The 24947-nt window shown below is 68.2% G+C and carries 21 protein-coding genes; 8 read left to right on the top strand and 13 right to left on the bottom strand.

The features are described 5' to 3' along the window. Positions 1-2: 2 nt before the first annotated feature. On the bottom strand, positions 3-1286 hold the full coding sequence (locus tag FDZ84_RS26270) for a glutamate decarboxylase (RefSeq protein ID WP_168588051.1): 1284 nt from the start codon (positions 1284-1286) through the stop codon (positions 3-5). A 274-nt stretch (positions 1287-1560) separates the two neighbouring features. Here FDZ84_RS26270 and FDZ84_RS40375 point away from each other — a divergent pair, with 274 nt between their 5' ends. Next, on the top strand, positions 1561-1938 hold the full coding sequence (locus FDZ84_RS40375) for a response regulator transcription factor (RefSeq protein WP_305852020.1): 378 nt from the start codon (positions 1561-1563) through the stop codon (positions 1936-1938). Positions 1939-2051: 113 nt separating this feature from the next. Here FDZ84_RS40375 and FDZ84_RS26260 read toward each other — a convergent pair whose 3' ends face one another. Together FDZ84_RS26260 and FDZ84_RS26255 are read right to left on the bottom strand one after the other, a co-directional pair. Beyond that, positions 2052-2288, bottom strand: coding sequence for a hypothetical protein (locus FDZ84_RS26260; RefSeq protein ID WP_168588050.1), 237 nt, complete (start codon positions 2286-2288; stop codon positions 2052-2054). A gap of 205 nt (positions 2289-2493) precedes the next feature. After that, on the bottom strand, positions 2494-2844 hold the full coding sequence (locus FDZ84_RS26255; RefSeq protein WP_168588049.1) for a winged helix-turn-helix domain-containing protein: 351 nt from the start codon (positions 2842-2844) through the stop codon (positions 2494-2496). A gap of 1994 nt (positions 2845-4838) precedes the next feature. Here FDZ84_RS26255 and FDZ84_RS26250 point away from each other — a divergent pair. Beyond that, entirely contained in the window at positions 4839-4976 is a 138-nt protein-coding gene (locus FDZ84_RS26250) for a hypothetical protein (protein WP_168588048.1), read from the top strand. Positions 4977-5236: 260 nt separating this feature from the next. Here FDZ84_RS26250 and FDZ84_RS26245 read toward each other — a convergent pair whose 3' ends face one another. Together FDZ84_RS26245 and FDZ84_RS26240 are read right to left on the bottom strand one after the other, a co-directional pair. Next, positions 5237-6529, bottom strand: coding sequence for an allantoate amidohydrolase (locus tag FDZ84_RS26245; RefSeq protein ID WP_168588047.1), 1293 nt, complete (start codon positions 6527-6529; stop codon positions 5237-5239). Between the two features lie 60 nt (positions 6530-6589). Further along, a complete protein-coding gene (locus tag FDZ84_RS26240; protein ID WP_168588046.1) occupies positions 6590-7762 on the bottom strand; it encodes an FAD-dependent oxidoreductase in 1173 nt (390 codons plus the stop codon). 128 nt (positions 7763-7890) lie between these two features. Between FDZ84_RS26240 and FDZ84_RS26235 the strand changes: the two genes are divergently transcribed. After that, positions 7891-8832, top strand: coding sequence for a LysR family transcriptional regulator (locus FDZ84_RS26235; RefSeq protein WP_168588045.1), 942 nt, complete (start codon positions 7891-7893; stop codon positions 8830-8832). 109 nt (positions 8833-8941) lie between these two features. On the opposite strand, the gene FDZ84_RS26230 is transcribed toward FDZ84_RS26235, so the two are convergent. Genes FDZ84_RS26230 through solA form a run of 3 tightly spaced genes read right to left on the bottom strand, consistent with a single transcriptional unit; the run spans position 8942 to position 12399 of the window. Next, positions 8942-10303, bottom strand: a complete 1362-nt coding sequence (locus FDZ84_RS26230) for a sodium/glutamate symporter (protein ID WP_168588044.1) — start codon at positions 10301-10303, stop codon at positions 8942-8944. A gap of 40 nt (positions 10304-10343) precedes the next feature. Further along, positions 10344-11273 (bottom strand): LysR substrate-binding domain-containing protein, encoded by a 930-nt coding sequence (locus FDZ84_RS26225; RefSeq protein ID WP_168588043.1) that lies wholly within the window; start codon positions 11271-11273, stop codon positions 10344-10346. A gap of 1 nt (position 11274) precedes the next feature. After that, on the bottom strand, positions 11275-12399 hold the full coding sequence (solA, locus tag FDZ84_RS26220) for an N-methyl-L-tryptophan oxidase (protein ID WP_168588042.1): 1125 nt from the start codon (positions 12397-12399) through the stop codon (positions 11275-11277). 206 nt (positions 12400-12605) lie between these two features. Here solA and FDZ84_RS26215 point away from each other — a divergent pair, with 206 nt between their 5' ends. The 4 genes from FDZ84_RS26215 (at position 12606) to FDZ84_RS26200 (ending at position 18973) form a co-directional block, all read left to right on the top strand. Beyond that, a complete protein-coding gene (locus tag FDZ84_RS26215; RefSeq protein WP_246868435.1) occupies positions 12606-13343 on the top strand; it encodes a GntR family transcriptional regulator in 738 nt (245 codons plus the stop codon). A 719-nt stretch (positions 13344-14062) separates the two neighbouring features. Further along, positions 14063-15319: an MFS transporter gene (locus FDZ84_RS26210; RefSeq protein WP_168588041.1), complete on the top strand. Its 1257-nt coding sequence runs from the start codon at positions 14063-14065 to the stop codon at positions 15317-15319. A gap of 13 nt (positions 15320-15332) precedes the next feature. Next, positions 15333-17384 carry a hydantoinase/oxoprolinase family protein gene (locus tag FDZ84_RS26205; protein WP_168588040.1) on the top strand — a complete coding sequence of 684 codons (2052 nt, stop codon included), beginning with the start codon at positions 15333-15335 and terminating at the stop codon, positions 17382-17384. After that, a complete protein-coding gene (locus tag FDZ84_RS26200) occupies positions 17381-18973 on the top strand; it encodes a hydantoinase B/oxoprolinase family protein (RefSeq protein WP_168588039.1) in 1593 nt (530 codons plus the stop codon). Before FDZ84_RS26205 ends, FDZ84_RS26200 begins: the two co-directional genes overlap by 4 nt. Before the next feature lie 928 nt (positions 18974-19901). Here FDZ84_RS26200 and FDZ84_RS26195 read toward each other — a convergent pair. The 5 genes from FDZ84_RS26195 to FDZ84_RS26175 form a co-directional block, all read right to left on the bottom strand. Next, a complete protein-coding gene (locus FDZ84_RS26195) occupies positions 19902-20543 on the bottom strand; it encodes a class F sortase (protein ID WP_168588038.1) in 642 nt (213 codons plus the stop codon). Then, the gene (locus FDZ84_RS26190) at positions 20522-21190 is read right to left on the bottom strand and encodes a DUF4142 domain-containing protein (RefSeq protein ID WP_168588037.1); all 669 of its coding nucleotides are present in this window, start codon (positions 21188-21190) and stop codon (positions 20522-20524) included. The genes FDZ84_RS26195 and FDZ84_RS26190 overlap by 22 nt, the downstream gene beginning before the upstream one ends. A 558-nt stretch (positions 21191-21748) precedes the next feature. After that, positions 21749-22297 carry a TetR/AcrR family transcriptional regulator gene (locus tag FDZ84_RS26185; RefSeq protein WP_256413775.1) on the bottom strand — a complete coding sequence of 183 codons (549 nt, stop codon included), beginning with the start codon at positions 22295-22297 and terminating at the stop codon, positions 21749-21751. Positions 22298-22381: 84 nt separating this feature from the next. Further along, on the bottom strand, positions 22382-22534 hold the full coding sequence (locus tag FDZ84_RS26180; protein WP_210435116.1) for a hypothetical protein: 153 nt from the start codon (positions 22532-22534) through the stop codon (positions 22382-22384). Positions 22535-22752: 218 nt separating this feature from the next. After that, entirely contained in the window at positions 22753-23412 is a 660-nt protein-coding gene (locus FDZ84_RS26175; RefSeq protein WP_168588036.1) for a metalloregulator ArsR/SmtB family transcription factor, read from the bottom strand. A gap of 179 nt (positions 23413-23591) precedes the next feature. On the opposite strand from FDZ84_RS26175, the gene FDZ84_RS26170 reads away from it, so the two are divergent. Further along, the gene (locus FDZ84_RS26170; protein WP_168588035.1) at positions 23592-24851 is read left to right on the top strand and encodes an MFS transporter; all 1260 of its coding nucleotides are present in this window, start codon (positions 23592-23594) and stop codon (positions 24849-24851) included. Positions 24852-24947: the final 96 nt, after the last annotated feature.

The following is a 24947-nucleotide window of genomic DNA, read 5'->3' as shown; positions in this document are numbered from 1 at the left end:
GATCAATTCACAGTGGAGACGAACTCTTCAACAGCGGCCGTGAAATCCTCGACCGCCTCTAGCGTGAAATCGCTGCGGACGACGACGCGCATCGCTTCGACGCCGTCCAGTTCCGATGGAAGCATGTAGACCGGCACTGCCCAGTCGCGGTCGGCCAGGTGCATCGCCAACCGCCGCAACTTGATCGGCGGCTCCGCGGTCAGTGCAACCACCGGCAGCTCGCTGCCGTCACCAAGCAGCCGGAACCGCCCGGTGTCGTGCAGGCGGGCGGCCAGCTGCCGCGCCAGCGACCTCGAACGCGTGTGCACGGCGCGGAAACCGGCGAATCCAAAGCGAACGAAGTTGTAGTACTGAAGGACCACGGGCGCTGCCGACCTGGAGAAGCTCAGCTCGTAGTGGGTGTCGTCGCCGCCGAGATAGTTGATCCGAATCCCCAGTTCGGGGCGGCGCCGGCACCGGTCGCACCACAGCAGCCAACCCAAGCCCGGCAGGACCATGCCCGACTTGTGGCCGGAGGCATTGATCGAAACCACCCGCGGGATGCGGAAGTCCCAGCAGAGCTCGGTGTCCAGGAACGGTGCGATGAATCCGCCGGATGCGGCGTCGACGTGCACGGGCACGTCGATTCCGCGCTGTTGGTCGAGCCTGTCCAGCTCGGCCGCGATCTCGGCGATCGGCTCGTAACGACCATCCAAAGTGGACCCCAGGATGCCGATCACGCCGATGGTGCCTTCGTCGCACAGGTCCGCGGCCGCAGTGCCGTCGAGGGCCAGCCGACCTGCCCTGGCCGGGGCGATCCGGGCCTCGACTCCCCAATGGCGGCAGAACTTCTTCCAGCAGGCGTGCGCGCCGGCACCCATGACGAGGTTCGGGCGGGACAGCTCGCCCCTGGTGCGTTCCTGCCAGCTCCGCAGCAACGAGACCCCGGCCAGCAGAGCGGCCTCACTGGACCCCGTGGTGGCGCTGCCGACCACTCGTCGCGAATCCCCGTGCCACAGCGCGCCGATGATTCGCACGCATTCGCGCAGCAGTTCGTCCATCGCCGGGTACTGCTCGCGGTCGACCAGGTTGTAGTTCAGGTAGGCGCGGTAGAGCTGCTGGGCCTCCGGTTCGATCGATGTGGTGAGGAAGGTCGCGAGGTTTCGCTCCGGACGGCAGCCGCCGCGCAACCTGCCCGCCACGGCATTCAGCGCTGCATCCGCGTCCATTCCGAAATCCGGGATCCCGCGCCGAAGTTGCGTCGAGGAACATAACGGTTCCTCGGCCGCGTTCGCCAGAGCCGACATGGTTGAACACTCCTGTTGCTGGTGGTGTGCGACAACATCGGCCACGCTACGAGCGATCAGGAGCAATGCGCCATGAACAATTCGGCCCAGCGCTTTCGTACTAGTGCCGGACCCACCCAACCGTGCTGGGCCGTCCGGGGTATCTCCTGCGGCATTCGAGCGATTTGATCGCCGTTTCAGTTATCTCCGCTGGTCGCGTGGCGAAATAGGAAGTGCTGATCGACGAACCGGGTACCGGGCGACCCCGGCCGAACCGCCCGAGTGGAGGCATTTGATGGCCCGTTCCCACGACCGGGCGCTAGACCGGGCGATAACCGCTCTGCTGCACGAGGCCGTTGAGCATTCACGCGCGATGCGCCAGGTCCTGCACCAGGTCGGTCAGCTTGCTGCGCTCCGGATCGAGCTGACCCGACCAGACGAGAACGATGGTTTTCCCAAACTCGCTGCGAACGGCCACGTGCTGTCCCCGCTGACCAAGCGGGAACGGGAGGTGCTCGACCAACTCGTTCGCGGCCGCTCCAACAGGGAGATCGCACGATCGCTGGGCATATCGGAGCGCACGGTCAAGAACCACCTCCGCAACATTTTCACCAAGCTGGGCGTGGGCGATCGAACTTCAGCGGTCGTGAAAGCCCTAGGGGGCAACCGCTAGCCCACTCCGCGGTGGCATGAGATCCGCAGAGCAACCCGAGTACCAGGCCAGCCGTACGAGTTGGCCGGCAACCGATGCAGGAGCAGAATCACCCTTTCGGCCGCGGTCGGGAATTATTGATTCGTAGGGCAATTGTGTGATGTCAGGCGGGCGTAGCGGACGTCGGGTTTGCCGAGGTAGGAGCGAACTTGGTCAGGCGACTTGTGGAGCCGGTGGAGGAAGGAGCGGACCGCTTGTTTCGACTCGTCGCGGATTTTCTGGGCTGTGCCGGTGGACATGGTCCGCTTGAGGTCGGCACCCCGGATCTCGTCCGGGTTGAGCTCCGGGTTGTATCCGGGCAGGAAGTGCATCTCGATCGCCGCAGCGTGATCGGTCCAGCCACTTGCGGACGGTGTTGCGGCGGTGGACAGGATGACCGTCGGCGATCACCTGGACCGTACGGTCCAGGTGACGGGTCAGACGGTCCAGGAACGGCACGAACACGCCGGCGTTCAACGACCCGGTGTAGACGGTGAAGTACAGCTCGCCCCTTGTTACCGATCGCGCACATGGCGTTCACGCTGAGCCGTTTCCCCGGTCTTGCCCACCACCGGTGTCCGGGCGGCCGGTGCCCAGGTTCGGCCCACTGCGGCATCCGAGCGGATCCCGGGTCTGGTCCAGCCACACGATCACCGCGCCCTCGCGGCAAGCGCGAGCGACGATGGCCGGATAGTCCTCCTCCCCCCATCGGCGCACGGCCTCGGGGTCCCGCTCGTAGGCCCTGCGGATCGGTCTCTGCGGCGACACACCCCAACAGCGCAGGTAGTCGCCGACGGTGCGCAAACTCAACACGACGCCATGGCGCGCCCGGATCAACTCGGCCACCGCGCCCCAGCCGAACGCAGCGGAGCCGAAATGGGACTGCATCCGCGAGGACACCCGCATGCGCTGCCGGCACACCCTCACCACCCGCCTGTGGTCACCCGAGGAGGGCGCAATTTCGCGAGAAATTGACCGTCACCCGGGTGAACGTCAATTTCTCGCGAAATTGGCACCACCCTCGCCCCACCGAAGGAGAACCACCGATGTCCTGAATCCAGCTCAGCACGTGCGTCCTGTTCACCCTGCTGATCTTCGCCATATTCTCCACCCAGCTACCCGCAAGAGGCCTCGCGTTCTCGATCCGGCCAGCACGCCGGAGGCGGCGAAGCCGCCACGGTCTGGCACCTCATAGCCGGCATCGAAGCCGAAACCCGCACCGAAGACACCGGGCGGAACAAGAACACCTCCCCAGACCACCGGGATCTCCCCAGCCGACCCAGGCGAGCTCGGCGCCCCGGGAGGAGCCCACCGGGCGGCACCACCTGTGTGTCTGAACGCTCGTGAGTGATCCTTCCGGTTCTTACCGGAAGGATCACTCACGAGACCTGACCTCCCCAAGCCGGGCCGGTGCAGCGCCTCCCCCGGCCTCCGCCGCACCAGCCCTTCCCCGGTGACCCGGCGCGAATGCCCCACGCGCCCGGTCACCGACCGCCCTGCGCTTCAGGAAGAACGACATGACACCTTCAGGCCACCCGGACGCGATCGAAATGCCCTGGCTTCGCCTCGTAGAGACAACTCACGCCGCACGAAGCGAGTAGGTCGATCAGGTCGGCTGCCGGGCGAACCGGCACCGCACGCAATGGCGAGCTGGTCGTGCTTGACCCTTCGAACCCTGTTTCCGCCACACCTGCGCCCATCCGGACACCGACTGCGGCGCTACCGCGAACACCAGCGCCGCCTCGACCTGCCTCATCCCACCATGCACCGCCGCGACCACCCTACGCCGCAGATCCTCCTGCACCTCAGGCGATAACCTCCGCGCATCCCGCACACCAGCGATCCCGCCAGACCAACGAAGATCACACCCTTGAGTTCCCTATCAATAACCCCGAGATCTCGAACGAGATACCGCTGCCTCAGTGGGCGTGCTCCGAGCCAGGACAGCTAGCCCGACTCACGCGACTCCCAGGAGAGCCGGGCACGCAGCGCTGCGGGGCGGCGCCGTAGCGTACGGCGTCGGCGGCGATCTCGGGTTGATAGATAGATCGGCTCAACGCGCCGAGCTCCCCGTCTGCGTCGACGCGGTCCGCTAATTAGGTGACAGATTGCTGAGGTGAGGTCGACCAGCCATTCCTGTTGAGCGTGCGCGGTATCGTCCCTGACCGGACAGGAAGATCATCACAGGGTGCCTGCGGGGTCTGGGTGGAGTGCAGTTTCCGGGGTCTCCCGCAGCAGCTCTCCTAATCAGCACACCGCTGGCCGCGCTGAGGCAGCAGTGTCGGTGAGCCCAACGCCTCAGCTGGCCGGGTCCGGTTCGGTATGAGTGACTCCGCCCGCTGCTGGTGCGCCACCGATTCCAGGCGGCGGCGCTCCAACGCCGGCACCGACCTGGCATCGGCGGCAGGTTCGTCGGGCATGCGGTGCTCCCGGTCGGCAGCACCGGCTGGCCGGGAACCTCGATCGCCGAGTCAGCGGGAATACGGGGCGCGGTACAGGATCGGACGCAGAACTGGCGGCGATGGTGTTGGAAACCGCGTACTCACACGTCTCCCGATGGCCACCTTCGCGTGGCCGAAGAACACCCGTGAGCGTTTGTGGGTGCTATGGCACCCAAAAACACGCACGGGTCTTCCTCGCTTACCGCTTCCGGCACGGCGCGGCCCGCCACATCGCCGATACATACCCTAATTAGCTCTTCCGGCGTCCATTTATCCGCCCGGGCTGGGTGCCGTCGTGGCCATCGGACCTCCGCGCGGAGGCCGCACTCCAGCGGTTCGAAGTCCACTTGGGACCGTTCGGAGATCCGCGCACGAGCGGCAGCGCAGCTTCGGGCTGGCCGAGCCGAACGTGGGTAAGCGCCCGGCGGCAAGGTGGCGGCAGTGCGCCATCGTCGGCAACGCCGCACCTTGACGCGGCATCGTCGCCGCGGCGCCCACCGCCCGGTCGTAGTCGCCGAGACAATGCGGACGTCGGCGGACTGCATCGCGATCAGCGACGGCCCGAACGTCGTGGAGTAGTCGTTGCGGTCCTCGCCGAGCCGCCGGGAAACCTCGGCTGCGGCGTTGAGGTATTCCCGTGCTGCGGCGCCGTTCCCAGCTCGTGCTGCGGCGTTGCCGAACTGCATCAGGGGTACGTCGTGGGTGGGTCGGTAGAACATCTGACACCCGGTAGGTCCAACCGTGTTCGGGCGGACATCTTTTCCTTCGCCTTCGCCGCAATGTCGATCCTGCCGTCCTTGCTCAGCGGCAGAGCCTCCGACCGCACTTCCACGCACCAGTCAAGATCGCGATCGACGCGCGCGAAAAAGTCGTACCTGCGCGCTGGTGGTCGAGCCAGCGGTGTCTGGTCGATCTGTCAGGTCTGCCAGCACATCCGCGAGCGCTTCGGCGCCCACCTCGCTGTCGACCGGCTCGACGTGTTCCTCCGGGGAGTGCGAAATGCCAGAGGGGTTCCGGACGAAGAGCATCGCCGTCGGCACGAACGGCGCCAGCACTCCAGCGTCGTGGCCGGCACCGGTGTCCAGGATCGGGGCATCCGGGAGCACTCGTGCGATGCGGCGTTGGAGGCTTTGGTCGAAATGGGCCGTGGGGCTGAACGACTCTTCACGGATCGCGACCGAACAGCCTTCTCGGGCCGCGGATCCGTGCGCTTCGTCCGTGATGGTCCGCACGAGCGCGCGTGCTACCTCGTCGTCCGGGTGCCGCACGTCGAGCCAAACGTCCACAGAGGAGGCGATGACGTTGGTGCCACCCGGGACCGGCGCGATTCGTCCGACCGTCGCGCGGGCAGACGGCGTGGAACGTGCTGTGTCCTGGGCTGCCAGGACGATGCGCGCCGCCACGGTCATGGGGTCGCGCCGGTCGGACATCAGCGTCGTTCCCGCGTGGTTCCCCTGCCCTGTCACGGTGAACCGCCACCGGCCATGCCCGATGATCGACGAGCCGATCGCCACGGGCTGAGCGAGGTCGACGAGACCTCGCCCCTGTTCGACGTGCAGCTCGACGAATGCCCCGATCCGGCCGATCGCCTCCCGGTCCGGTCCCAGCCGGTTCGGGTTCAGGCCGTTACGACCGACGACGCCGGCCAGGGTGTCGCCCTCCTGGTCCGTGAGGTCGAGCGCCCGCGCCACGTCCACGACCCCGGTCATGATTCCCGAGCCGAGACAAGCCAATCCGAACCGGGAGCCCTCCTCTTCCGGGAAGACAGCGATGGCCAAGGGGCGTTGTGGCTGGTGTCCTCGACCCCGAAGCAGGTCCACCGCAGCGAGCGCGGACGCGACGCCCAGGGGGCCGTCGAAGGCTCCGCCGCCCGGCACCGAGTCGAGATGGCTGCCCGTGACCACCGCGTCGGTTCGCTCCCCTGACGGGACGTCGAGCCAGGCCCACATGATGCCATTGCGGTCGGTCTCGACATCTAGCCCCCGGGCGGCAGCCTCCGACGTGAACCACGTCCGGAGGTCGAGCTCGGCGTTCGAGAAGACGGGACGCGAATACCCGCCTCGAACTGGGTCGGTACCGACATCGTGGATGTCGCGGAGCAACGACGTGACTGTGCTGGGCCGGTCAAGCATGGTGCGTCCCCTTCGTCGTGGGATCCGGGTTCGTTCGTGGCACCGGGCGAATGGCACCGCTCAGCCGGACTTGACCGCAACGCGAAACTCCGGCGGCACGATGTGGGCGTCCGAAGCGTCTGCGGCACTCGCCAGGTCGGCGGCCAGGACACCGATCAGGGGTGCGAACTTCGCCCCGTGCCCGGAGCAGGGGGACACCACGGTGACCCGGTCGGCGCGGTCGAGGACGAAGTTCTCATCGGGGGTGTTCGTGAAGAGGCACGTGGTCTCGGCATAGGGCTCCGCTGCCAGACCGGGGATGTTCTCCTGCACGTAGGAGGTGACTCGTCGGCGGTTGCCGGGATCGACGACCTGGTCCTGCTGCGAGGCTGACGTCAGCCGCTTGCCCCCGTTGAACTCCGCGACCTTCTGGCCGCGGAAACCCGCGTCCTCGCCGCCCGGCAAGCCATACACCTGGATTCGGTCGCTCTTGTAGACGAAGGTCGGCCATGGCGCGGCAGGCGTACTGCCCCCGGCGGCAGCCCGGTCCCGGTACGGGAAGTGGTAGGCCTGTTCCTGGCAGACCACCAACGACGGCATTCCGGACAGGAACCCTTGCGGGAGTGACAGTTCGGACAGCAGATCGGGCAACCATCCGCCGGCGCACACCACAACTCGTTCTGCGTCAACGACGTCACCGCCGGCTGAGACCAGCCGGTAGCCGGCCCCAGCCCGAGCAGCCGACGCCACGTGCCAGCCCGTCTCGAGGCGTGCTCCGTGCGCCACGGCGAGGTCGACCATCGCCGCCACGGCGGCCTGGGCGTTGATCACGCCGGCCCCCGGATGCCACAGGACGGGGGTGTCGAAGCGGAACTCCGGCCACCGCTCGGTGGCCCGTTGGACGCTCAACAACTCGTGGTCGATGCCGAGGTCGCCGAGGACCTGCGCGAGGTGTCCGGGATGGCGTTGCGCGCCGAAGTCGAGGGCACCGGTCGGCGTGATGAGCTCCCTGCCCGCGCTTCGTTCGACCTCGTCCCACAACGGCTTCGCCGCCAGCATCAACCGGGAGTAGAGGTGCTCGGCGTAGGCGTAGCGGAGGATGCGCGCCGATCCGTGGGAGCTTCCACCGCGGTGGGCTGGAGTCGCCTGCTCGAGCAGGGTGACCTCGTGCCCCCGGGAGGCCAGCTGCCATGCGGCGGCGGAACCTGCCAGACCGGCACCGATGACGGCGTACTGCGACTGGAGTAGAGGCACGACGCGGCTCCGGAAGATCGTGGGATCGGGATGGAAAGGTGGACGAGGCCCATCAGACCTCGCGACATTCAGATCTGTCCAATACCTGTTCGTCGCGAACTGATACCCGAACCTTTTACAATCGGCTGGTGGACGTACGCCGCCTCCGGTACTTCATGGTCGTCGCCGACGAGCTGCACTTCGGCCGCGCGGCTGAACGCCTGCGCATCTCCCAGCCCCCGCTGAGCCACCAGATCCGCCAGCTGGAAGCCGAACTCGGTGTCGAGCTGTTCCACCGCACGACTAGGCGGGTGCGACTCACACCGGCAGGCGAAGAGCTGCGCAGACGACTCGGCGGACTCCTCGACGCCTTGGACGACGCCGTCACCGACCTGCACGAAGTGCGCGCGGGACGCGCCGGGAAGCTGACCGTGGGCTTCGTCAGCTCTGCCAGCTACAGCGTCATGCCCTTGGCCGTGCGGCGCTTCCGCCAGGAGCTACCCGGCGTCGAGCTCGTGCTCACCCCGCTGACCAGTGGCGAGCAGTTCGACCAGTTGCACGACGGCACCCTGGACCTCGGGGTCGTCCGCGGCGGGGACGCGAGCACGGGCCTGCCCCTCCACGACCTCTACACCGAACAGCTGGTCGCCTGCCTGCCTTCGGACCACCGGTTGGCGTCGTACGCCGAGGTGACCCCGGAGGAGCTCGCCGGCGAACCCATGATCAGCTTCCCGCCGCGCGAGATGCCTGGGTTCGTCGCCCAGCTCCAGTTGATCTTCAGCAGCCCCGTGCCGTTCCCGAGGGTGACGCATCGGGTCGTCCACCAGGAGACCGCACTGGGTTTCGTAGCCGGAGGCCTGGGGTTCACCGTTCTCCCGGAGTCGGTATCCCGATTCAAACCGGACGCGGTGCAGGTGGTTCCCATCTCCTCGCGACCCACCACCACGATGATGGTCGCAGCCCCACCCGAGGGTTCCCCTGCACATGCTGCTGGGGCCGCCTTCCAGGAATACCTGCGCATCGCCGCCCACGAGGCGCTCAGCGGCCGTGCACCCGGAAGCCCGGAGCGCAGCGGGCAACCTTCCGGCTAGAACCGGGCAGGGGTGCGCACCTACCTCGGATCGAAACCCTTGAACAGCAACACGTTCGCCGCATCCAGGTGCGGGCCGGGATGCCGCGCACACGGCATCCCGGCGAGTGTCACATGGTCGGTTCTGACGCACGACTCCCGGTGCTAGCCGGTGCTCGGCGGATGAACAGGAGGGGCAGGGCCAGGGCGAGTACCGCGATACCGCCCCAGATTCCGGCGATGGCCCAGCTCGCGCCTGCGAGCGCGAGCACCGGGGTGAACGTCACCGCCGTCACCTCGACCGGGAGGAGCGGCAGGTAGGCGATGGCGAAGTCCTCCAGGGTCCGGGAACGCAGCCGCGGGTCGATGATGCGCAGCAACGCGATCCCGGTCGAGACCGAACCGGTCGCCCAGCCCCAGGTGAAGATCTGCTTCTCGAACCAAGCGTCGCCGAGCATTCGCGGCGCGACACCGAGGCCGAGCAGCAAGCACAACGCCAGTCCGACGACGAACAGGACCAGCAGCGGCAGCCAGTAGCCGGCGACGAAGCTCGGGACGATCGAGGCGATGCCGCAGACCACGAGCACATCGGTAGCGCTGCCCGAGATCGACTTGAGCGACTCGGGGTCGACGAACCGACGCGTCTTGGTGGCCGACAGCAGCCCGCGCAGGACCAGCCCGACCACGAACGCGATCGAGAACAGCGGGAACGACACCGACGGGAAGACCTCGCCGAGGAGCGTGTTAACCCCGTACGCCGCTGCGGAGATCACCAGGACGATCGAGGCCTGGAAGCTCAGCGACTCGATCGAACCGCCCGAGAAGGTGTGCGTGCCAATAGCCGGCCGCTCCTCGTCCGTGCGGAGGACCCCGGTGCGGAGGTGCTCGGGCAACGCGCTCAGCCCTTTGAACTCTTTGGCGTACCCGCGTTTCGCTCCGATCTTGGCCTGGATGATGCCGCCGACGATGCCGACGAGCAATCCGACGGTCGCGGACGTGAAGGCCAGCGACTGCGCTTCCGTCCAGCCGCCGTCCCCGAAGACCGTGCCCATCGCCGCGGCCGAGCCGAACCCGCCGGCCCATCCGGCGAACAGCAGCAGGCCGAACCCGTCGTGCGTGCCGAACAGCGGGCCGAGCACCAGCAGACCGAGCACGACGCCGACGACGATCTGGGCCGCATAGAACGCAACGCCGTAACTCGCGAACCCGGCCACCGAGCGACCGAGCCGCCGGAGGTCGACGTCGTCGGTCAAGGACAGGCACGCGAACACGACCACGATGAGCACCGACGAGTACGCGCCGAGCTGCTTGGAGAAGGGCAGCAGGCCCAATCCCCCGGGCCCGAGCACGAGCCCGAGCACACCGGCGAGCACGCTGGCCGGAACCATCAAGGTCTGGAGCGGTCGGATGGTCGCCCGCAGCGTGGCTCCGACCACTAGGAGAAGGCCGATCAGGCCGGCGTCGACGAGCAGCGACCAAGCTGAGTAATCCACGGGACTCCTACGTTGTTGGTTGCGGGTGCCTTCCCGAGGCCTATCCGGCGTCGGGGGCGGTGGGATGATTCGCGCTGCTGCGAGCGGGGTCGTTCCCGCCGAAACCGAGCGCCTGCTGGGCGGACCGGAAGGCGCGCTCGACGACCGGCAGCAACCCGAGCGGATCCCCGCTGGCGACCCGCGCACGCAGCGGCGAGCGCGTGGTCGTGTCGGGAAGCGGCAGGAAGCGCACGCCGGGCCAGGACGTGAGCCCGAGGATCTCGGAGACGATCGCCACGCCGTGCCCGGCCGAGACCAGACCCAGCATCGCCTGCTCGCTCTGCACGTGGGCCACCGGTTCGGCGGAGAACCCGGCTTCGGCGCAGGCCGCGGCGATCGCGTCGAAGGCGACCGGGGCGCGGTCCCGGGCGAACAGCACGATCCGCTCCGTGGCGACGGAGCGCAGGGATGCGGTGTCGGCCTCCGCCAGGGGGTGATCAAGCGGAACGGCCAGCAGGAGCCGTTCGTCGGCGAGCACGATGTGGTCCGGGGCGTCGTCCGCCCAGTCCCGGAGGATGGCCAGGTCGATGCGCCCGGCTGCGAGGGCGTGCCGCTGCTCGGAGCTGCCAAGGTCGACCACCACGGGATCCCACTCCGCCAGTTCCGGCAGCAGCGCCGGGAGCAGGGCGGGGAACGCGGAGGTCACCGCGGCAATCCGGACCGGGGTGCGGCCCGCGTCCCCGCGCACCAGCGTCTTGGTCTCCGCAGCCCTCCGGAGCAGGAAGATCGCCTCCGGGTAGAGGACGTCGGCGGCGGAAGTGGGCCACACGGAGCGACTGGTCCGCTCGAACAACCGCACCCCGAGTTCGTGCTCGAGGTTGGCGATCGCCTGGCTCACCGGAGGTTGCACGGTGTGCAGGCGTCGCGCCGCAGCGGTGAAGCTGCGTTCCTCGTACACGGCCACGAAGTGGCGCAGCAGCCGGAGCTCCACGTCAGCCCCCGAACCGGTCCGGCGCGAACAGCGAGATGTCGTGCTGCTGCGGCAGTCCGAGGGCCAAGCGGGCCGCGATCTCGGCGAACGCGGGCGCGAGCTTGAAGCCGTGGCCGGACAGCCCCGCGACGACCGCCACACCGGGCCGGACTGCCCCGATCACGGCCCGCCGGTCCGGGGTGTAGGAGTCCATATGGACGGAGTGCCGGCTCGGGTGCGCCGGCAGGTCCGGCACCAGAGTGTGGACCTCGCGGCCGACCCCGGAAAGGGCGCTCGGTTCCAGGAAGCGGGTCAGCTCGGCAGGATCGTCGATCGAGCCCCAGGCGTCGGCCCAGCCCGCCTTCACCAAAGCGCCGTCCACGCTCGGGACGCCGAACAGGTGGACGTCCCCGAGGTCACGGATAAAGCCGGGGAAGACCTCCGGTGCGTACTGCTTCGGATTCTCCGGGGCGAACCAGGTCAGCACCAGGGGGCGGATGTCGATGAACTCCCGCAGTTCCGGCAGCAGCTGCGCCGCCCAGGCCCCCGCGGTGATGACGACGTGCTTGGCGGTGCGGACACCCCGCGCGGTCGAGACCCGCACGCCACCGGGAACTGCCTCGATCCCGGTAACCGGGGCGTTGTCGATCAGCTCAGCCCCCGCTCTCCGCGCCCGGCGCAGCGCTTCCTGCACCGCGGACTCGGGCCGCAGCACACCACCGAGCCGGTCGAGAACGCCGATCTCATCGGTGATCGACCCGTGCTGCGGGAACCGGCTCTTCAGCTCGGCTGCGTCGAGCACCTCGTGCGGAATGCCGTGCTGCTGCACCGAAGCGAGCACGTTGCGCATCGGCGCGATCGTCGCAGCGCCGATCGACAGCACCCCCGAGGGATGGAACAGGGTCCGCTGCCCGCCTTGCTCCAGTTCCTGCCAGAGGTCGCGGGCCTGGAGCAGCATCGGGACGTACTCGGGGCTCTCGTGGTACCCGGTGCGGAACAGCCGCGACTCGCCCGCGTAGCCCCCGGCGTCGTGCCCGAGCGCGTGCCGCTCCACGCCGACGACCCGCGCACCGTGGATCTCGGCGAGGCGCCAACTGGTCATCGCCCCCACGCTGCCGAGCCCCACCACAATGACGTCTGCATCCATGGACGGGGATTCTCAACTCCCCCGACGAATCGCTGCAATACCTCATCGATATGAAAAGGCAGTAAAGCTATAGCCGATCTTTATAGATCGCCCCGTGGCCGCGCACCCGGCGGCCGTGGGGCGCGTTGGAATTCCACTAGTATTCGAGCCTGGAGTTAGTCGTGGCGAGCTGCGGACTCAGTGCCCGTCGGCGGGAAGGTGAACCCGTGCCCAAGCGCGATCGTTCCGTCATGGACCAGGCTCACAAGGAGCTCAAGCGCAAGATCGTCACGCTGCAGGCCCGCCCCGGCGAGCGCCTGGACGACATCAGCTTGGCCGAAGAACTCGGCCTGAGCCGGACCCCGGTGCGCGAGGCGTTGTTCCGCCTGAGCTCGGAAGGCCTGGTCAACGTCGGGCCCAAGGGTGGCTTCACGGTGCGTCCCCTCGACCTGGTGGACATCGCCGAGCTTTTCGAGGCCCACATCGTCGTGGCGCGGGCGACCGCGCGGCTGCTGGCGGCCCGCGCCACCGAGGGGAGCATCGAGGAACTCGCGAGGGCGAATACCGAGGTCAACGAGGCGATCAAGGCGGGCTCACCGGCGGCGATCTCGGCGGCGAACGCGCACCTGCACCGGCTGGAAGCGCTGCATGCGCGAAACGAGCACCTCCGCAGCTTGGCGTGGCCGATCCACGATCAGGGCCAGCGCCTCGCGTACCTGAGCTTCGGCGGGGACGCCGGGCTCGCCGCGGACCTCGTCTCGCACTTCAAGCGCACCTGCAAGGACCACGAGGAGATGCTCGCGGCGGTGCGCGATCACGACGCGGATGCGGCCGAGCAGATCGCTGCCAGGCACGTCCACCTGTTCCGGGACAGGGTCGTGGAGTTCCTCCAGACCCGCACGGTGGACGGCATCGAACTGGCGGGCGAGCTGCCTGCCACCCCACTGGTGCCGCACGATTCCTGAACCCATCCGCGGCCCGCCCCCAGCCGAAGACCCCGCGTCGCCCCAGGTGACGCGGGGTCTTGTGTTCTGGGACACCCCAAGGTAGCTTTCGTATACGGTTCGAATTCCAAAATGAGCCGGCCGGGTGGCACGAACCCGAAGCTGCCCTCGAGCCCGTCGCCATCGGCGCGCTCATGATTCCGGCCGGCCGGCGAAGTCCGCGATCTCCAGCGGGTGCGCACGTTCCAGGCCGCCCGACGATCGAGCTGACGCGAAAGGGTGCTCAGCGATGGAAGACCTCTACACCGTGCCGCGCGGTGTCCGACTCGACAGTGACCGTGTCCGATCCGCGCTCGCCGGTGTTGGCATCGACTCGTTCTCGTACGTGGCCAATGGCGCCCTGAACCACGTCTTCCTGCATCGCCGGTGCGGGTCGAAGCTGTCCGTTGTCGCGTCCAACACGACGAGGCGCCTGAGCGAGGTCGCCTGCGGCACACCATGCTGTGGCTCACGGTGCGCAGGGTCGCAGCCGATGCCGAGCTTTCCCCTTCGGTGAAAAGGAATCCTGCCGCGCCCGGCGAGAATTCGGGACTGCCGGATGACGTGGCCGAGGACCGCAGCGGCACCACCCGCGATCCGTCCACATCGGACCGTTCAGCACTTCCCCGGAGCGATCGCCGGGCCTCGTGGCCGCTCCGGTGCTCAGAAGAGGTAGGGAACCCCAGGGATCGGAGCTCGTCATGACCACAACGCAGGCCGACACCCCGACCAGATCGGATTCCGATGCCCGGCGTGCCGTAGCCGCTGCCGGCATCGGATGGGGTCTGGACGGCTTGACCTGGACCATGTATTCCTTCGCGCTGACCGTGCTCCTACCGGTGCTGGGCATCTCGACCGCCCTGGCGGGTTGGGTCACGGCGCTGAGCATCGTGGCGTCCGCGGTCGGTGGCGTGGTGTGCGGTGTGCTCGCCGACCGCTTAGGCCGCGTGCGAGTCCTGACCTGGGTGATCATCGGTTACAGCGTGTTCACCGCGTTGACCGCGACTGCGCAGGACTTTCCGCAGTTCCTGACCTGGCGGGTGCTGGAGGGCGTGGCTTTCGGCGGCGAGTGGGCAGTCGGCGCGGCCCTGGTCGCCGAGTACACCCAGGCCGCTCGCCGCGGCCGCGTCCTGGCGTTCGTGCAGAGCTGCTACGCCATCGGCTGGGCCGTCTCCACCGCGACGTACCTGCTGGTGTTCTCGTTCATGCCGCCCGAGTTCGCCTGGCGGGTGCTCTTCGCGATCGGCGTGCTGCCTGCTGCGGTAGCGTTCGTCATCCGCCGGACCACGCGCGACCGCATCGATCTCGCCGCTATCACGCCCGTGCGGCACAACCGGTTCGCGGCGCTGTTCACCCGCGGTCAGCTCCGGACCACGCTGCTCGCGACCTTGCTGGGCATCTGCATCCAAGGCATCTACTACTCGGTGTTCGTCTTCCTGCCGCTGTTCCTGAAGTCCGAGCGCGGCCTTTCGGTCATCGGTACCGCGAGCTACACCTGGGTCGTGATCATCGGCTCGTTCGCCGGTTACCTGGCTTCCGGGTTCGTCCACGACGCGATCGGACGCCGCCCCACCTTCGCGTTGTTCTTCCTCGGCTCGGTGGCGAGCATCGGTTTGTTCGTGTTCTCCCCCATCGCACATCCCGAGATCGGGTACGCCATCAGCTTCGTGCTCGGCTTCTTCGCCTCCGGGCAGGCCGGCGGTATGGGCGCGTACCTCGCGGAGCTGTTCCCGACCACGTCCCGCGCCTCCGGGCAGGCCTTCGCCTACAACGTCGGGCGCGGTCTCGCAGCGTTCGGGCCGTTGTCCGTGGGCGCGTGGGGCACCGCGATCGGGTTGGGAACCGCGGTGTTCTGGGTCGGTGCCATCGCAGCCGTGCTCGGGTTCGTCGCATTGGCTCTGCTGCCCGAGACCCGCAACCGAAACATCCTGGCCGACGCGGTCGGTCGGCGGAATTGATCGAGGAGTTCTGATGTCCCTTCCCACACCGGCGGAAGAGCGCGGTTACCGAGTGGCCATCGACACCGGTGGCACGTTCACCGACATCGCGGTGAACCGACCGGACGGCTCGGTCTTCGTGTGGAAAGTCCCGTCCACTCCGCACGCCCCGGACGAAGCGGTGATCGCCGGCCTCACCGAAGCACTGTCCGAAGTGGCCGGTCAACCGGGTGAAGTCACGCGTTTCGTGCAAGGCACAACGGTGGCCACCAACACCGTGATCACCGGTACCGGTGCACGCGTCGGCCTGGTGACCACTGACGGGTTCCGGGACCTGCTGGCGATCGGCTACCAGACGCGCCCTTCCCTGTACGACCAGACCGCGCGCCGCCCGCGTCCCCTGGCCCCCGCCGAGCTGACCTGGGAAGTGCGCGAACGGCTCGCGGCGGATGGCTCGGAACTCGCGCCGGTGGACCGGCGCCACCTCGACGAGTTGATTGCCCGGATCCGCGCGGCCGAACCCGACGTCGTGGTCGTCTCGCTGCTCAACGCCTATGCCAACCCCGCACATGAGGACCAGGTCGTCGAGGCGCTCCGCGAGGCCGAGGCGGTGCCGTCGGTGTTCGCCGCCACCTCGATCACACCGGAAATGCGCGAGTACGAACGCACTTCGACAGCGGTGCTCAACGGCTACGTCCAGCCGAAGATCGCCGGCTACGTCGACCGCCTCGACAAGCAGCTGTCGCAGGTCGGTGTTCCGGCGCGGCTTTGGGTGATGCAGTCCAACGGCGGTCTGCTCGGTTCGCGCGTGGCGCAGGAGCAGAGCGTTCGCACCGTCCTTTCCGGACTCGCCGGCGGTGTGGTCGGCGCGGCGCGGTGGGCCCGGCAGCTCGAACTGCCCTCCGTGGTCAGCTTCGACATCGGCGGCACGAGCACCGACATCGCGCTGATCCGCGACGGCGTGCCGGACGAGATGACCGCAGGTGAGATCGAGGGATACCCGCTACGCATGCCCATGGTGGATGTGCACACCATCGGGGCCGGGGGCGGTTCCATCGCATGGCGGGACTCGGGGGACGGGCTGCGGGTCGGGCCGCACAGCGCAGGTGCTCGGCCCGGTCCCGTGTGCTACGGCCACGGCGGGACCGACATCACCGTCACCGACGCCCACGCGCTCCTCGGCCGCCTCGGCGACAGCCTGCTCGACGGGCGCCTACCGCTGGACGTGGCAACTGCGCGGCGGCGGCTGGCGGACTTCGCGCGAGATGTGGGGCTCGGTGATACCGAGACCGCGGCCGGTGTCTTGCGCGTCATCAACGCGACCATGGGGCGCGGTATCCGCAAGGTCAGCGTCGAGCGCGGAGTGGATCTGCGCCAGTGCACGCTGATGGCCTTCGGCGGAGCCGGGCCGCTGCACGCCGCGGAGCTCATCCGCGAGCTGGGCATGCGTGCCGCGGTCGTTCCGCCGCACCCGGGAATCGCGTCGGCGGTCGGCATGCTGGACACGCCCGTGCGACACGACTTCGCCCTCAACGTGTCGGCGACGACTGCTTCCGCAATGCCGTCCGTGTCCGAAGCGTTGGACACCTTGGCCGCTCAGGCGCAGGACTTCCTGGCTGAAGACGAGGGTGTCAGCGCCACCGATGCCGTGTTCGAACGTGCCGTGGACGCTCACTACCTCGGGCAGAGCTACGAACTCCGCACCGCGTGGACGGACGATTTCGCCGTACTGCGCCGAACATTCGACACGATCCACGAGGAGCGCTACGGGTTCTGCGACGCCGACGCGGCGCTGGAAATCGTGACCGCGCGTGTCACGGTCACCGCGGGATGGCAAGAACAACGCGTCGAGCCGAAACTCGCCACCGGTGATGCTCCCGACCCGGTGGGCAAGCGCTGCGCGTACTTCGACGGGCAGTGGCACGACACCCCCGTCTACCGCAGGGAGCAGTTGCCGGCACAAGTCAGCCTCGCCGGACCGCTCGTCCTGCAACAGCTCGACTCCACCACGGTTGTCTCCCCCGGGCAGGCGTGCTGGCACGACGAGCACGGATTCCTGCACATCCACCCGGAGGAAGCCCGATGACGCAGCACATCGCCTTGGACCCCGCCGACCTGGAGATCGCCCGCAACCGCCTGGAGTCCATCGCCGAGGAGGTCGGCACCGCCCTGATCCGCACGTCCTACTCCCCCAACATCAAGGACCGGCGCGACTGCTCCGCAGGCGTCTACCGCGCAGGCGGCGAACTGATCGCCCAAGCCGAGCACATCCCGCTGCACCTGGGCCTGATGCCCACCCTGATTCGCAACACCCTGGCCGAGATAGGCGTCGACTCCCTGGCCCCGGGTGATGTCGTCATCACCAACAACCCCTACCTGGGCGGATCGCACCTGCCGGACACGTGCCTGATCACCCCGGTCCACGTCGGCGGCGAGGTCATCGCGGTCGTCGCCAACATGGCCCACCACGTCGACGTCGGCGGGCTCGCGCCGGGATCCATGGCCACCCACGCCACCGAGATCTTCCAGGAAGGCATCCGGATTCCGCCGCTGCGCCTGATCAAGCGGGGCGAGATCCAGCAGGACGTCCTCGACCTACTGCTGACCAACGTCCGCACCGCCGACAAGACCCGCGGCGATCTCATGGCCCAGGTCGCGGCCAACAGCCTCGGGGCCCGGCGCATCCAGGAGCTCGTCGAGGACTGGGGCGTGGCGCGGTTCCGCGCGGCAGGCGAGGCGCTGATCGACTACGCCGAGCGCCGCACCCGCGCGGCGTTGCGCGCGATGCCCGACGGGTGCGCACGGTTCGCGGACTACCTGGAGCACACCGGGGTCCGGGAGGAGGACGTGCCCATCGTTGCCACGGTGAGCAAGCGGGGCGACGAACTCGTGGTCGACCTGACCGAGTGCGCGGACCAGGTAGCGGGAGCGGTGAACTGCTCTTACGCGATCGCGGAGGCTTGTGCGGCGTACGCGGTCAAAGCGCTGGCCGATCCGACGCTGCCTTCTAACGAAGGGCTCATGCGCCCGGTCTCGGTGCGCACTCGCCCGGGCAGCGTGGTCGCGGCGCAGTTCCCGGCGCCGGTGTCCAACGGCAACACGCAGACCGCCCAGCGCATCGTCGACGTCCTGTTCGGCGCGTTCGAGCAGTTCGTTCCGGACCGCGTCCCGGCTGCCTCCAGCGGCAGCATGAGCATCGTGACGATCGGCGGCCACGATCCCGAAACGCAACGTTACTTCTCGTACGTGGAAACCTACGGTGGCGGTCAAGGTGCGTTGCCGAGCATGGACGGCGCGGACGCCGTGCACACGCACATGACGAACACCAGGAACACGCCGTGCGAAGTCATCGAGCGCGAGTACCCGCTGCGCGTCAAGCGCTACGCCATCGCGCACGGGACCGGCGGGGCCGGGAGGTTCAACGGCGGCAGCGGACTCGTGCGGGAGCTGGAAGTGACCGCTGGGCGGGTGTCAGCGGTGGTGGCCACCGCACGGGTCACCCGGCGCCCGTGGGGGCTGCACGGCGGCGAGCCCGGATCCCCGGCACAGGTCCACGTCGTCCGCAACGGCAGTTCGCAGCAGCTATCCGCGATGAACCGTCTCGACCTGCAACGGGGTGAGACGCTGAGCATCCAGACCGCGGGCGGCGGCGGTTACGGGCGCAACGACGATTGATGCCGTGCCCTCGGCTCCGCCGGGACCGGAGCCGGGGCACAGCTCCATCCAGCTCGGCGACGCCGCGTCTGCACGGCATCCTCCCGTCTCAATCGACTTGGCAACGAGCACCGCAACACCGGTGGGTCCAGCTCCGAGACGCCCACCATTTCGGGCTTCAAACGTTTGCACGAGCAGCTCGGCAAGGGTTGGCGATTTCGCGCGAAATCGCCAACACCCACGAGGGACCAGCGGCGATTTCGCGCGAAATCGCCAGAATCAGCCGCGCCCTCAGCTCCGCCGGGACCGGAGCCGGGGCACAGCTCCATCCAGCTCGGCGACGCCGCGTCTGCACGGCATCCTCCCGTCTCAATCGACTTGGCAACGAGCACCGCAACACCGGTGGGTCCAGCTCCGAGACGCCCACCATTTCGGGCTTCAAACGTTTGCACGAGCAGCTCGGCAAGGGTTGGCGATTTCGCGCGAAATCGCCAACACCCACGAGGGACCAGCGGCGATTTCGCGCGAAATCGCCAGAATCAGCCGCGCCCTCAGCTCCGCCGGGACCGGAGCCGGGGCACAGCTCCATCCAGCCCGGCGACGCCGCGTCTGCACGGCATCCTCCCGTCTCAATCGACTTGGCAACGAGCACCGCAACACCGGTGGGTCCAGCTCCGAGACGCCCACCATTTCGGGCTTCAAACGTTTGCACGAGCAGCTCGGCAAGGGTTGGCGATTTCGCGCGAAATCGCCAACACCCACGAGGGACCAGCGGCGATTTCGCGCGAAATCGCCAGAATCAGCCGCGCCCTCAGCTCCCGGAGGTGCCCGGCGACACCATCCTGCAGCGCGGGGATCAGCTGGTTCGACCAGGAATGGTTGCAGCAGACCTTCGAACTCTACTGGGAGCGCCCCCAGCACGTGACGAGGTGGACGAACGCGATGCCGCCTATGCCGGAACGGCGTAGGCGACGATGTTGTCCTCGTATTGGCGGGTGCTGTCGTCGAAGGCGCCTCCACAGGTGATCAGCGCCAGGCGCGGATTGCCGGTGCGGTCGAACAGGTCCGCCGGCAGGGATGCCTTGGGGTAGCTGCGCACTGCCGCGATCCGGTACCGGGTCGTGCTGTGCGCGGAGGTGACCTCGAGCCGATCGCCCGGCTGGAGTTCAGCCACCCGGAACAGCGCACCCGGACCGGCGCTGTGGGTGTCGACGTGCCCAGCCAACACGACTGTGCCGGTCCGGGAACCCGGCGCGGCGCCGGCGCTCCACCAGCCGACCACGTCGGGAGATTCGGGCACACTCAGCTGGCGGTCCGGCCCGGGCAGCACTGGCCGCACCGGCGCGTCGACACCCATCGCCGATAGCCGCATGCGCTGCGGCACCTCGCTCAGCGACACCGGCTCCAGCGTTTCCTGCGCTGGAGCCGTAAAAGGTCCCGCATGGGCAGGCGGAACGGTCCCGGTGTGCGGGAGGGCGGGACCGCTGACCAGAGCGTGGCCGAGTCCCGCCGCCGCGGTCACCAGGCCGAGCGCCAGCACGACCACCGGCGCCCGGCGTCGCCATGAGCTCACCCGGTCGGCCGGCGCCACCGCAGCAGCACCGCACCGGCAGCCACGACCATCGCCAAACCGCCCGCGACCAAACCCAGATCACCAGCGCTGGACTGCGCTCGCTCCGCCAGGCCGCCGGAACCCGTGTTGGCCCCCTTCGGCGGAATTCCGAGGGCCTTCGCGGCCTCCTGGGCATGGCTCAGGTGCTTAAGGACCGCCGGGAGAAAGTCCTTCGCGAAGCTCTGCACGTCAGCATTCCCACCGGAATCGATTTCGGAACGCGTCAGCGTGCTCGCCTCCTGGTGCCCGGAGATCTCCGCATGCAGGTAAATGGTGTCGAACATTGCGCCCGACGCGCTCTCCAGCTGTTTTCCGGTGCTCTGCTGTTGCGCATTCGGCGACGACGGCAGCGTCACACCCTTCTGCTCCGCCAGCCGTTCGAGCTTGCCCTGCGCGTCCTGGTGGTCGGTGAGCGTTTCCTGCGCCAGCGACCGCACCTGCGGCGTGGTGGCTTTCTGCAGCGCCAGCTTGCCTATGGTGATCTCCGCCAGGTTCACCTGCGCGGCCTGCGTCATGAAGGATTTGTCCTGTTCAGGCACTGCGGCCGCGTGCGCCGCAACGCCGGGCACCGCCAACGCCGCCACCATGGCCACGCCACCGACCGCGGCGGCAGCGCATTTCCTCATCTTGGTCATCATCCCCCCAGTCAAGAACCATTGCGCTGTGGGGATACCCACACGTTCGGCAGCGGAAACGTCGGTGAATTACTACCGGACCTCCGGCCGGTGGTCGGAGATCCGCGGCATCACCAGAGGTATCCAGCCTCCACCGATTCTCGAAAGCCTTTTCCCAGTTCACCGCACAGGGAACCAGTTGATCGATGCCGACGGCAGCGTCACCGACCCGTTCAACCCGAGACTGTGACAGGCGGGTATCCGGCGGCATGACTGTCCATTGGCGACGGTCATGCCGCGGCCGGGCGTTCGGGTCGCCGGCCGACGTCGGCGGAGGCCGAAGGCACGGGCTGTCCTGCCGCCAGCAGGTGGCTTCAGATTCAGGGCAGCGCTGCGCTGCGCGCCGTGATCCAGAGCACGAACCGAATCTCGCCGCCGTCCGCCGGCTGACCGAAACGTCGCGGCATGCGCCGTTGACGTTGCTGCTGCCGGGGCGCGAAGATTCCCTTGTGGATAGTCCGATGCAGGTGGACGACTCGCACCGAATGCCCCGGACGATCGCCGTGGAACTCAGGCGCCAGCGGCGTTGGCCCATCCCACAAGTGCCTGGAAGTACGCGTGTTCGAGGTGCCGGAGGGCCTCGTCACGAGTGAGGCCGGTCTCGACGAGGTCTAAGATCTCGCGCGGGTCGAACATGATGTTACACAGGAGCAAGGCGTGTTCGAAGTGCTCGTCCGGGATCTTCAGGTGCCGCATCACACTGCGGACCGGTCGTTCCCACGCCTCCCGCACGGTGGAGATGACCGGGTCGTTGCCGCGCAGCCTCGCCAGAAAACCGCTGCGGGAGCGCAGCTGCACCATCGCGGCCCCGTAGCTCTCCAGCAGCCGGGCCCATTCGACGGCGACTTCTCCGAACAGCGCCGGACCGGTTTTCGGGCAGTCGTGGCTGTAGTCGCGCAGTTCGACGATCACTCGGTGCAGGTAGGCATTGAGCAAGTCGTCCAGCGCCGAGTAGTACCGGTAGGCGGTGGGCACCGACAGGCCGGCCCTGTCCGCGACCGCGGGCATGGAGACACCGCCGGGGTCGGCGCGCAACAACTCCCCCGCGGCTTCGAGCAGGCGTTCTCGGTTGCGGACCGCGTCCCGACGTGGCCGGCTGCGGGCCGGCGCGCGGCGCCCCGGTGTGGTGGTCAGCGATGCCTCCTATAGTCGCGCAAAGATCTTCTGCAGGCGGTTCAGTCCTTCGTCGAGCGTATCGAAGTCGGCGGCGAAGGAGAGCCGGATGTGGCCTTCCTCCGAGGGGCCGTATTCGCCGCCTGCGCGCACCGCGACACCACCAGCCAGCAGGCGCTGCACGACCTCCTCGGAGCGCAGCGCACAGCGGTACTTGGCGAAGGCGTAGAACGCGCCTTCGGGGTTGGCCGCCGCGGCTGAAGTCCGCGGCGTGCACCGTGAATCCGCGCCGGGCGAAGGAGGCTGTCGCGGCCGTGCCCGTCGCCCAGTTCGAGGGCCGCAGTGGCGCGGCCGGCGGAGAGGACGCCGGCCGCGTGTTGCACCGGGCCCACCCCCATAGTTCAGCTCGTTTCCACGGGCAGCTCGGCAAGTTGCCATTCGAGCATCCCGTCGATGAGCCGTCGGGCGCTGCGACCGTGGGCGGCCAGCAGACGGACAGCGTCGTGGGCGAGCACGCAGTAGCTACCGCGGCAGTAGGCGACGATCTCTTGATCGGCCGGGATTTCTCCGAGCTTGTCGGCCAGTTCTTCCACCGGAATCGACACCGCGCCCGGGATGTGCCCGGCTTCGTACTCCTCGCGCGGACGCACGTCGAGCACGACGACGTCACCGAGCCGGGCCCGGCGGAGCAGTTCCTCGCGGCTGACATGTTCGGCATCGTCGGGACCGAGGTAGGCGGCGCGGGCCGCTCCCACGTCGGGCAGGTAGGCATTGGCGACGGTGCGCATCAGCGCGTACAGGGCGGCGACGTCCGTGCCGGCGAGGCGGTAGTAGATCTTGGTGCCATCCCGGCGGGTGGTGACCAGGTTCGCCTGCTTGAGGGTCTGCAGGTGCGCCGAGGCGGTGGTCATCCCCAGCTGCGCCGCGCGTGCCAACGCCTCGACCGTGCGCTCGCCCTGGGCGAGCAAGTCGAGTAGCTCCAGCCTCTTGCCGCTGCCCAGCGCCTTGCCGACGCGGGCGAACTGGTCGAACAAGGCCGTCTTCGCGTCTCGATCACCCATCAGTACTCCAATCTTCTTTGGAATAGTGTATAACCAGGTCGAGCGGGCGATGGAACACCCGCCGAGGGATGGGGTCCCGCGATGAGCACGGTGGACGTGGTTCCGCTCGTCGATGAAGTGCCCGGAAATTCCGCCTACCTGGTCAACCTCGGAGACGGCCGTTCGCTGGAGGTCTGAGCATGAGCACCGGCCTGCGGCTGGGCCTGCGCGCAAATCTCGCCCAGTTCAGCCTGCTCGTGGCGGTCAACGCCCTGGTTGGCGGGATGGTCGGCCAGGAGCAGACAGTGCTCCCGCTCCTGGCCGAGCAGGAATTCCACCTGGCCGGCTACACCTTCCTGTTGAGCTACGTGCTCGTCTTCGGACTGAGCAAGGCGGCCACCAACTACTTCGCCGGCACCTGGTCCGACCGCTTCGGCCGCAAACCCGTCCTGGTCGCGGGGTGGTTGATCGCCATCCCCGTTCCCCTGATGCTGATCTGGGGCCCGAACTGGGGCTGGATCGTGGCCGCCAACCTCCTGCTCGGCATCAACCAGGGCCTGACCTGGTCGACGACCGTGATCATGAAAGTCGATCTTGTCGGACCTCGGCAGCGAGGGCTGGCAATGGGATTCAACGAAGCCGCCGGATACGGCGCGGTCGCGATCACCTCGGCACTCGCAGGCTATCTCGCCGCGCAGTACGGGCTCCGCCCCGCCCCGTTCCTGCTCGGGGCGTTCTACGTCGTGCTCGGGCTCAGCCTCTCAACCCTCGTGGTGCGAGAAACCCGCGATCACGCCCGCCTGGAAGCCACCCAGCACACCAGCAGCAGAAACGCCAGCGAGCACGCCAGCCTGACCAACCGGCAGGTCTTCGCCCGCACCACCTTTACCGACCCGGCCCTGTCCGCGGCCAGCCACGCCGGCCTGGTCAACAACCTCAACTTCGGTCTGTCCTGGGGCCTGTTCCCGCTGCTGTTCGCCGGCGTCGGCTTGGCCGTCGACCGCGTCGGACTCCTGGTGGCCCTCTACCCCGCGGTCTGGGGAATCGGACAACTCGCCACCGGCGCGCTGTCCGACCGATGGGGCCGCAAGTACCTCATCACCACCGGAATGCTCACCCAAGCAGCCGCGCTGGCACTCATCGCCGTGGCGCACAGCTTCTCCGCGTGGGCGCTCGCCACCGTCCTGTTGGGAGCCGGAACCGCGATGGTCTATCCGACACTGCTGGCGGCCATCGGCGACGTCGCCCACCCCAGCTGGCGCGCCCGCTCCGTCGGCGTCTACCGCCTCTGGCGCGACAGCGGCTACGCCGCCGGCGCCGTCCTCGGCGGCATCGTCGCCGACCTCTGGGACCTGCGCGCCGCAATCTGGGCCGCAGCAGCCCTCAGCTTCGCCACCGGTCTCAGCGTTGCGATCCGCATGTACGAAACCCATCCCCGAACCCGCCATACCGCCACTTGACCGGGCACTTCGGCAACCTCTCCAGCTGTCGACGCCACACCCGGGGAGATCGTGTTCGTCACCCGGGGGTGGCGCAATTTCTCGCGAAATTGCGCC

Origin of the sequence: Saccharopolyspora sp. ASAGF58 (genome assembly GCF_012277335.1) — a bacterium.
Classification (GTDB): domain Bacteria; phylum Actinomycetota; class Actinomycetes; order Mycobacteriales; family Pseudonocardiaceae; genus Saccharopolyspora; species Saccharopolyspora hattusasensis.
Note: the sequence above shows the minus strand (reverse complement) of the source record. Positions and strands in the feature narration are given on the sequence as shown.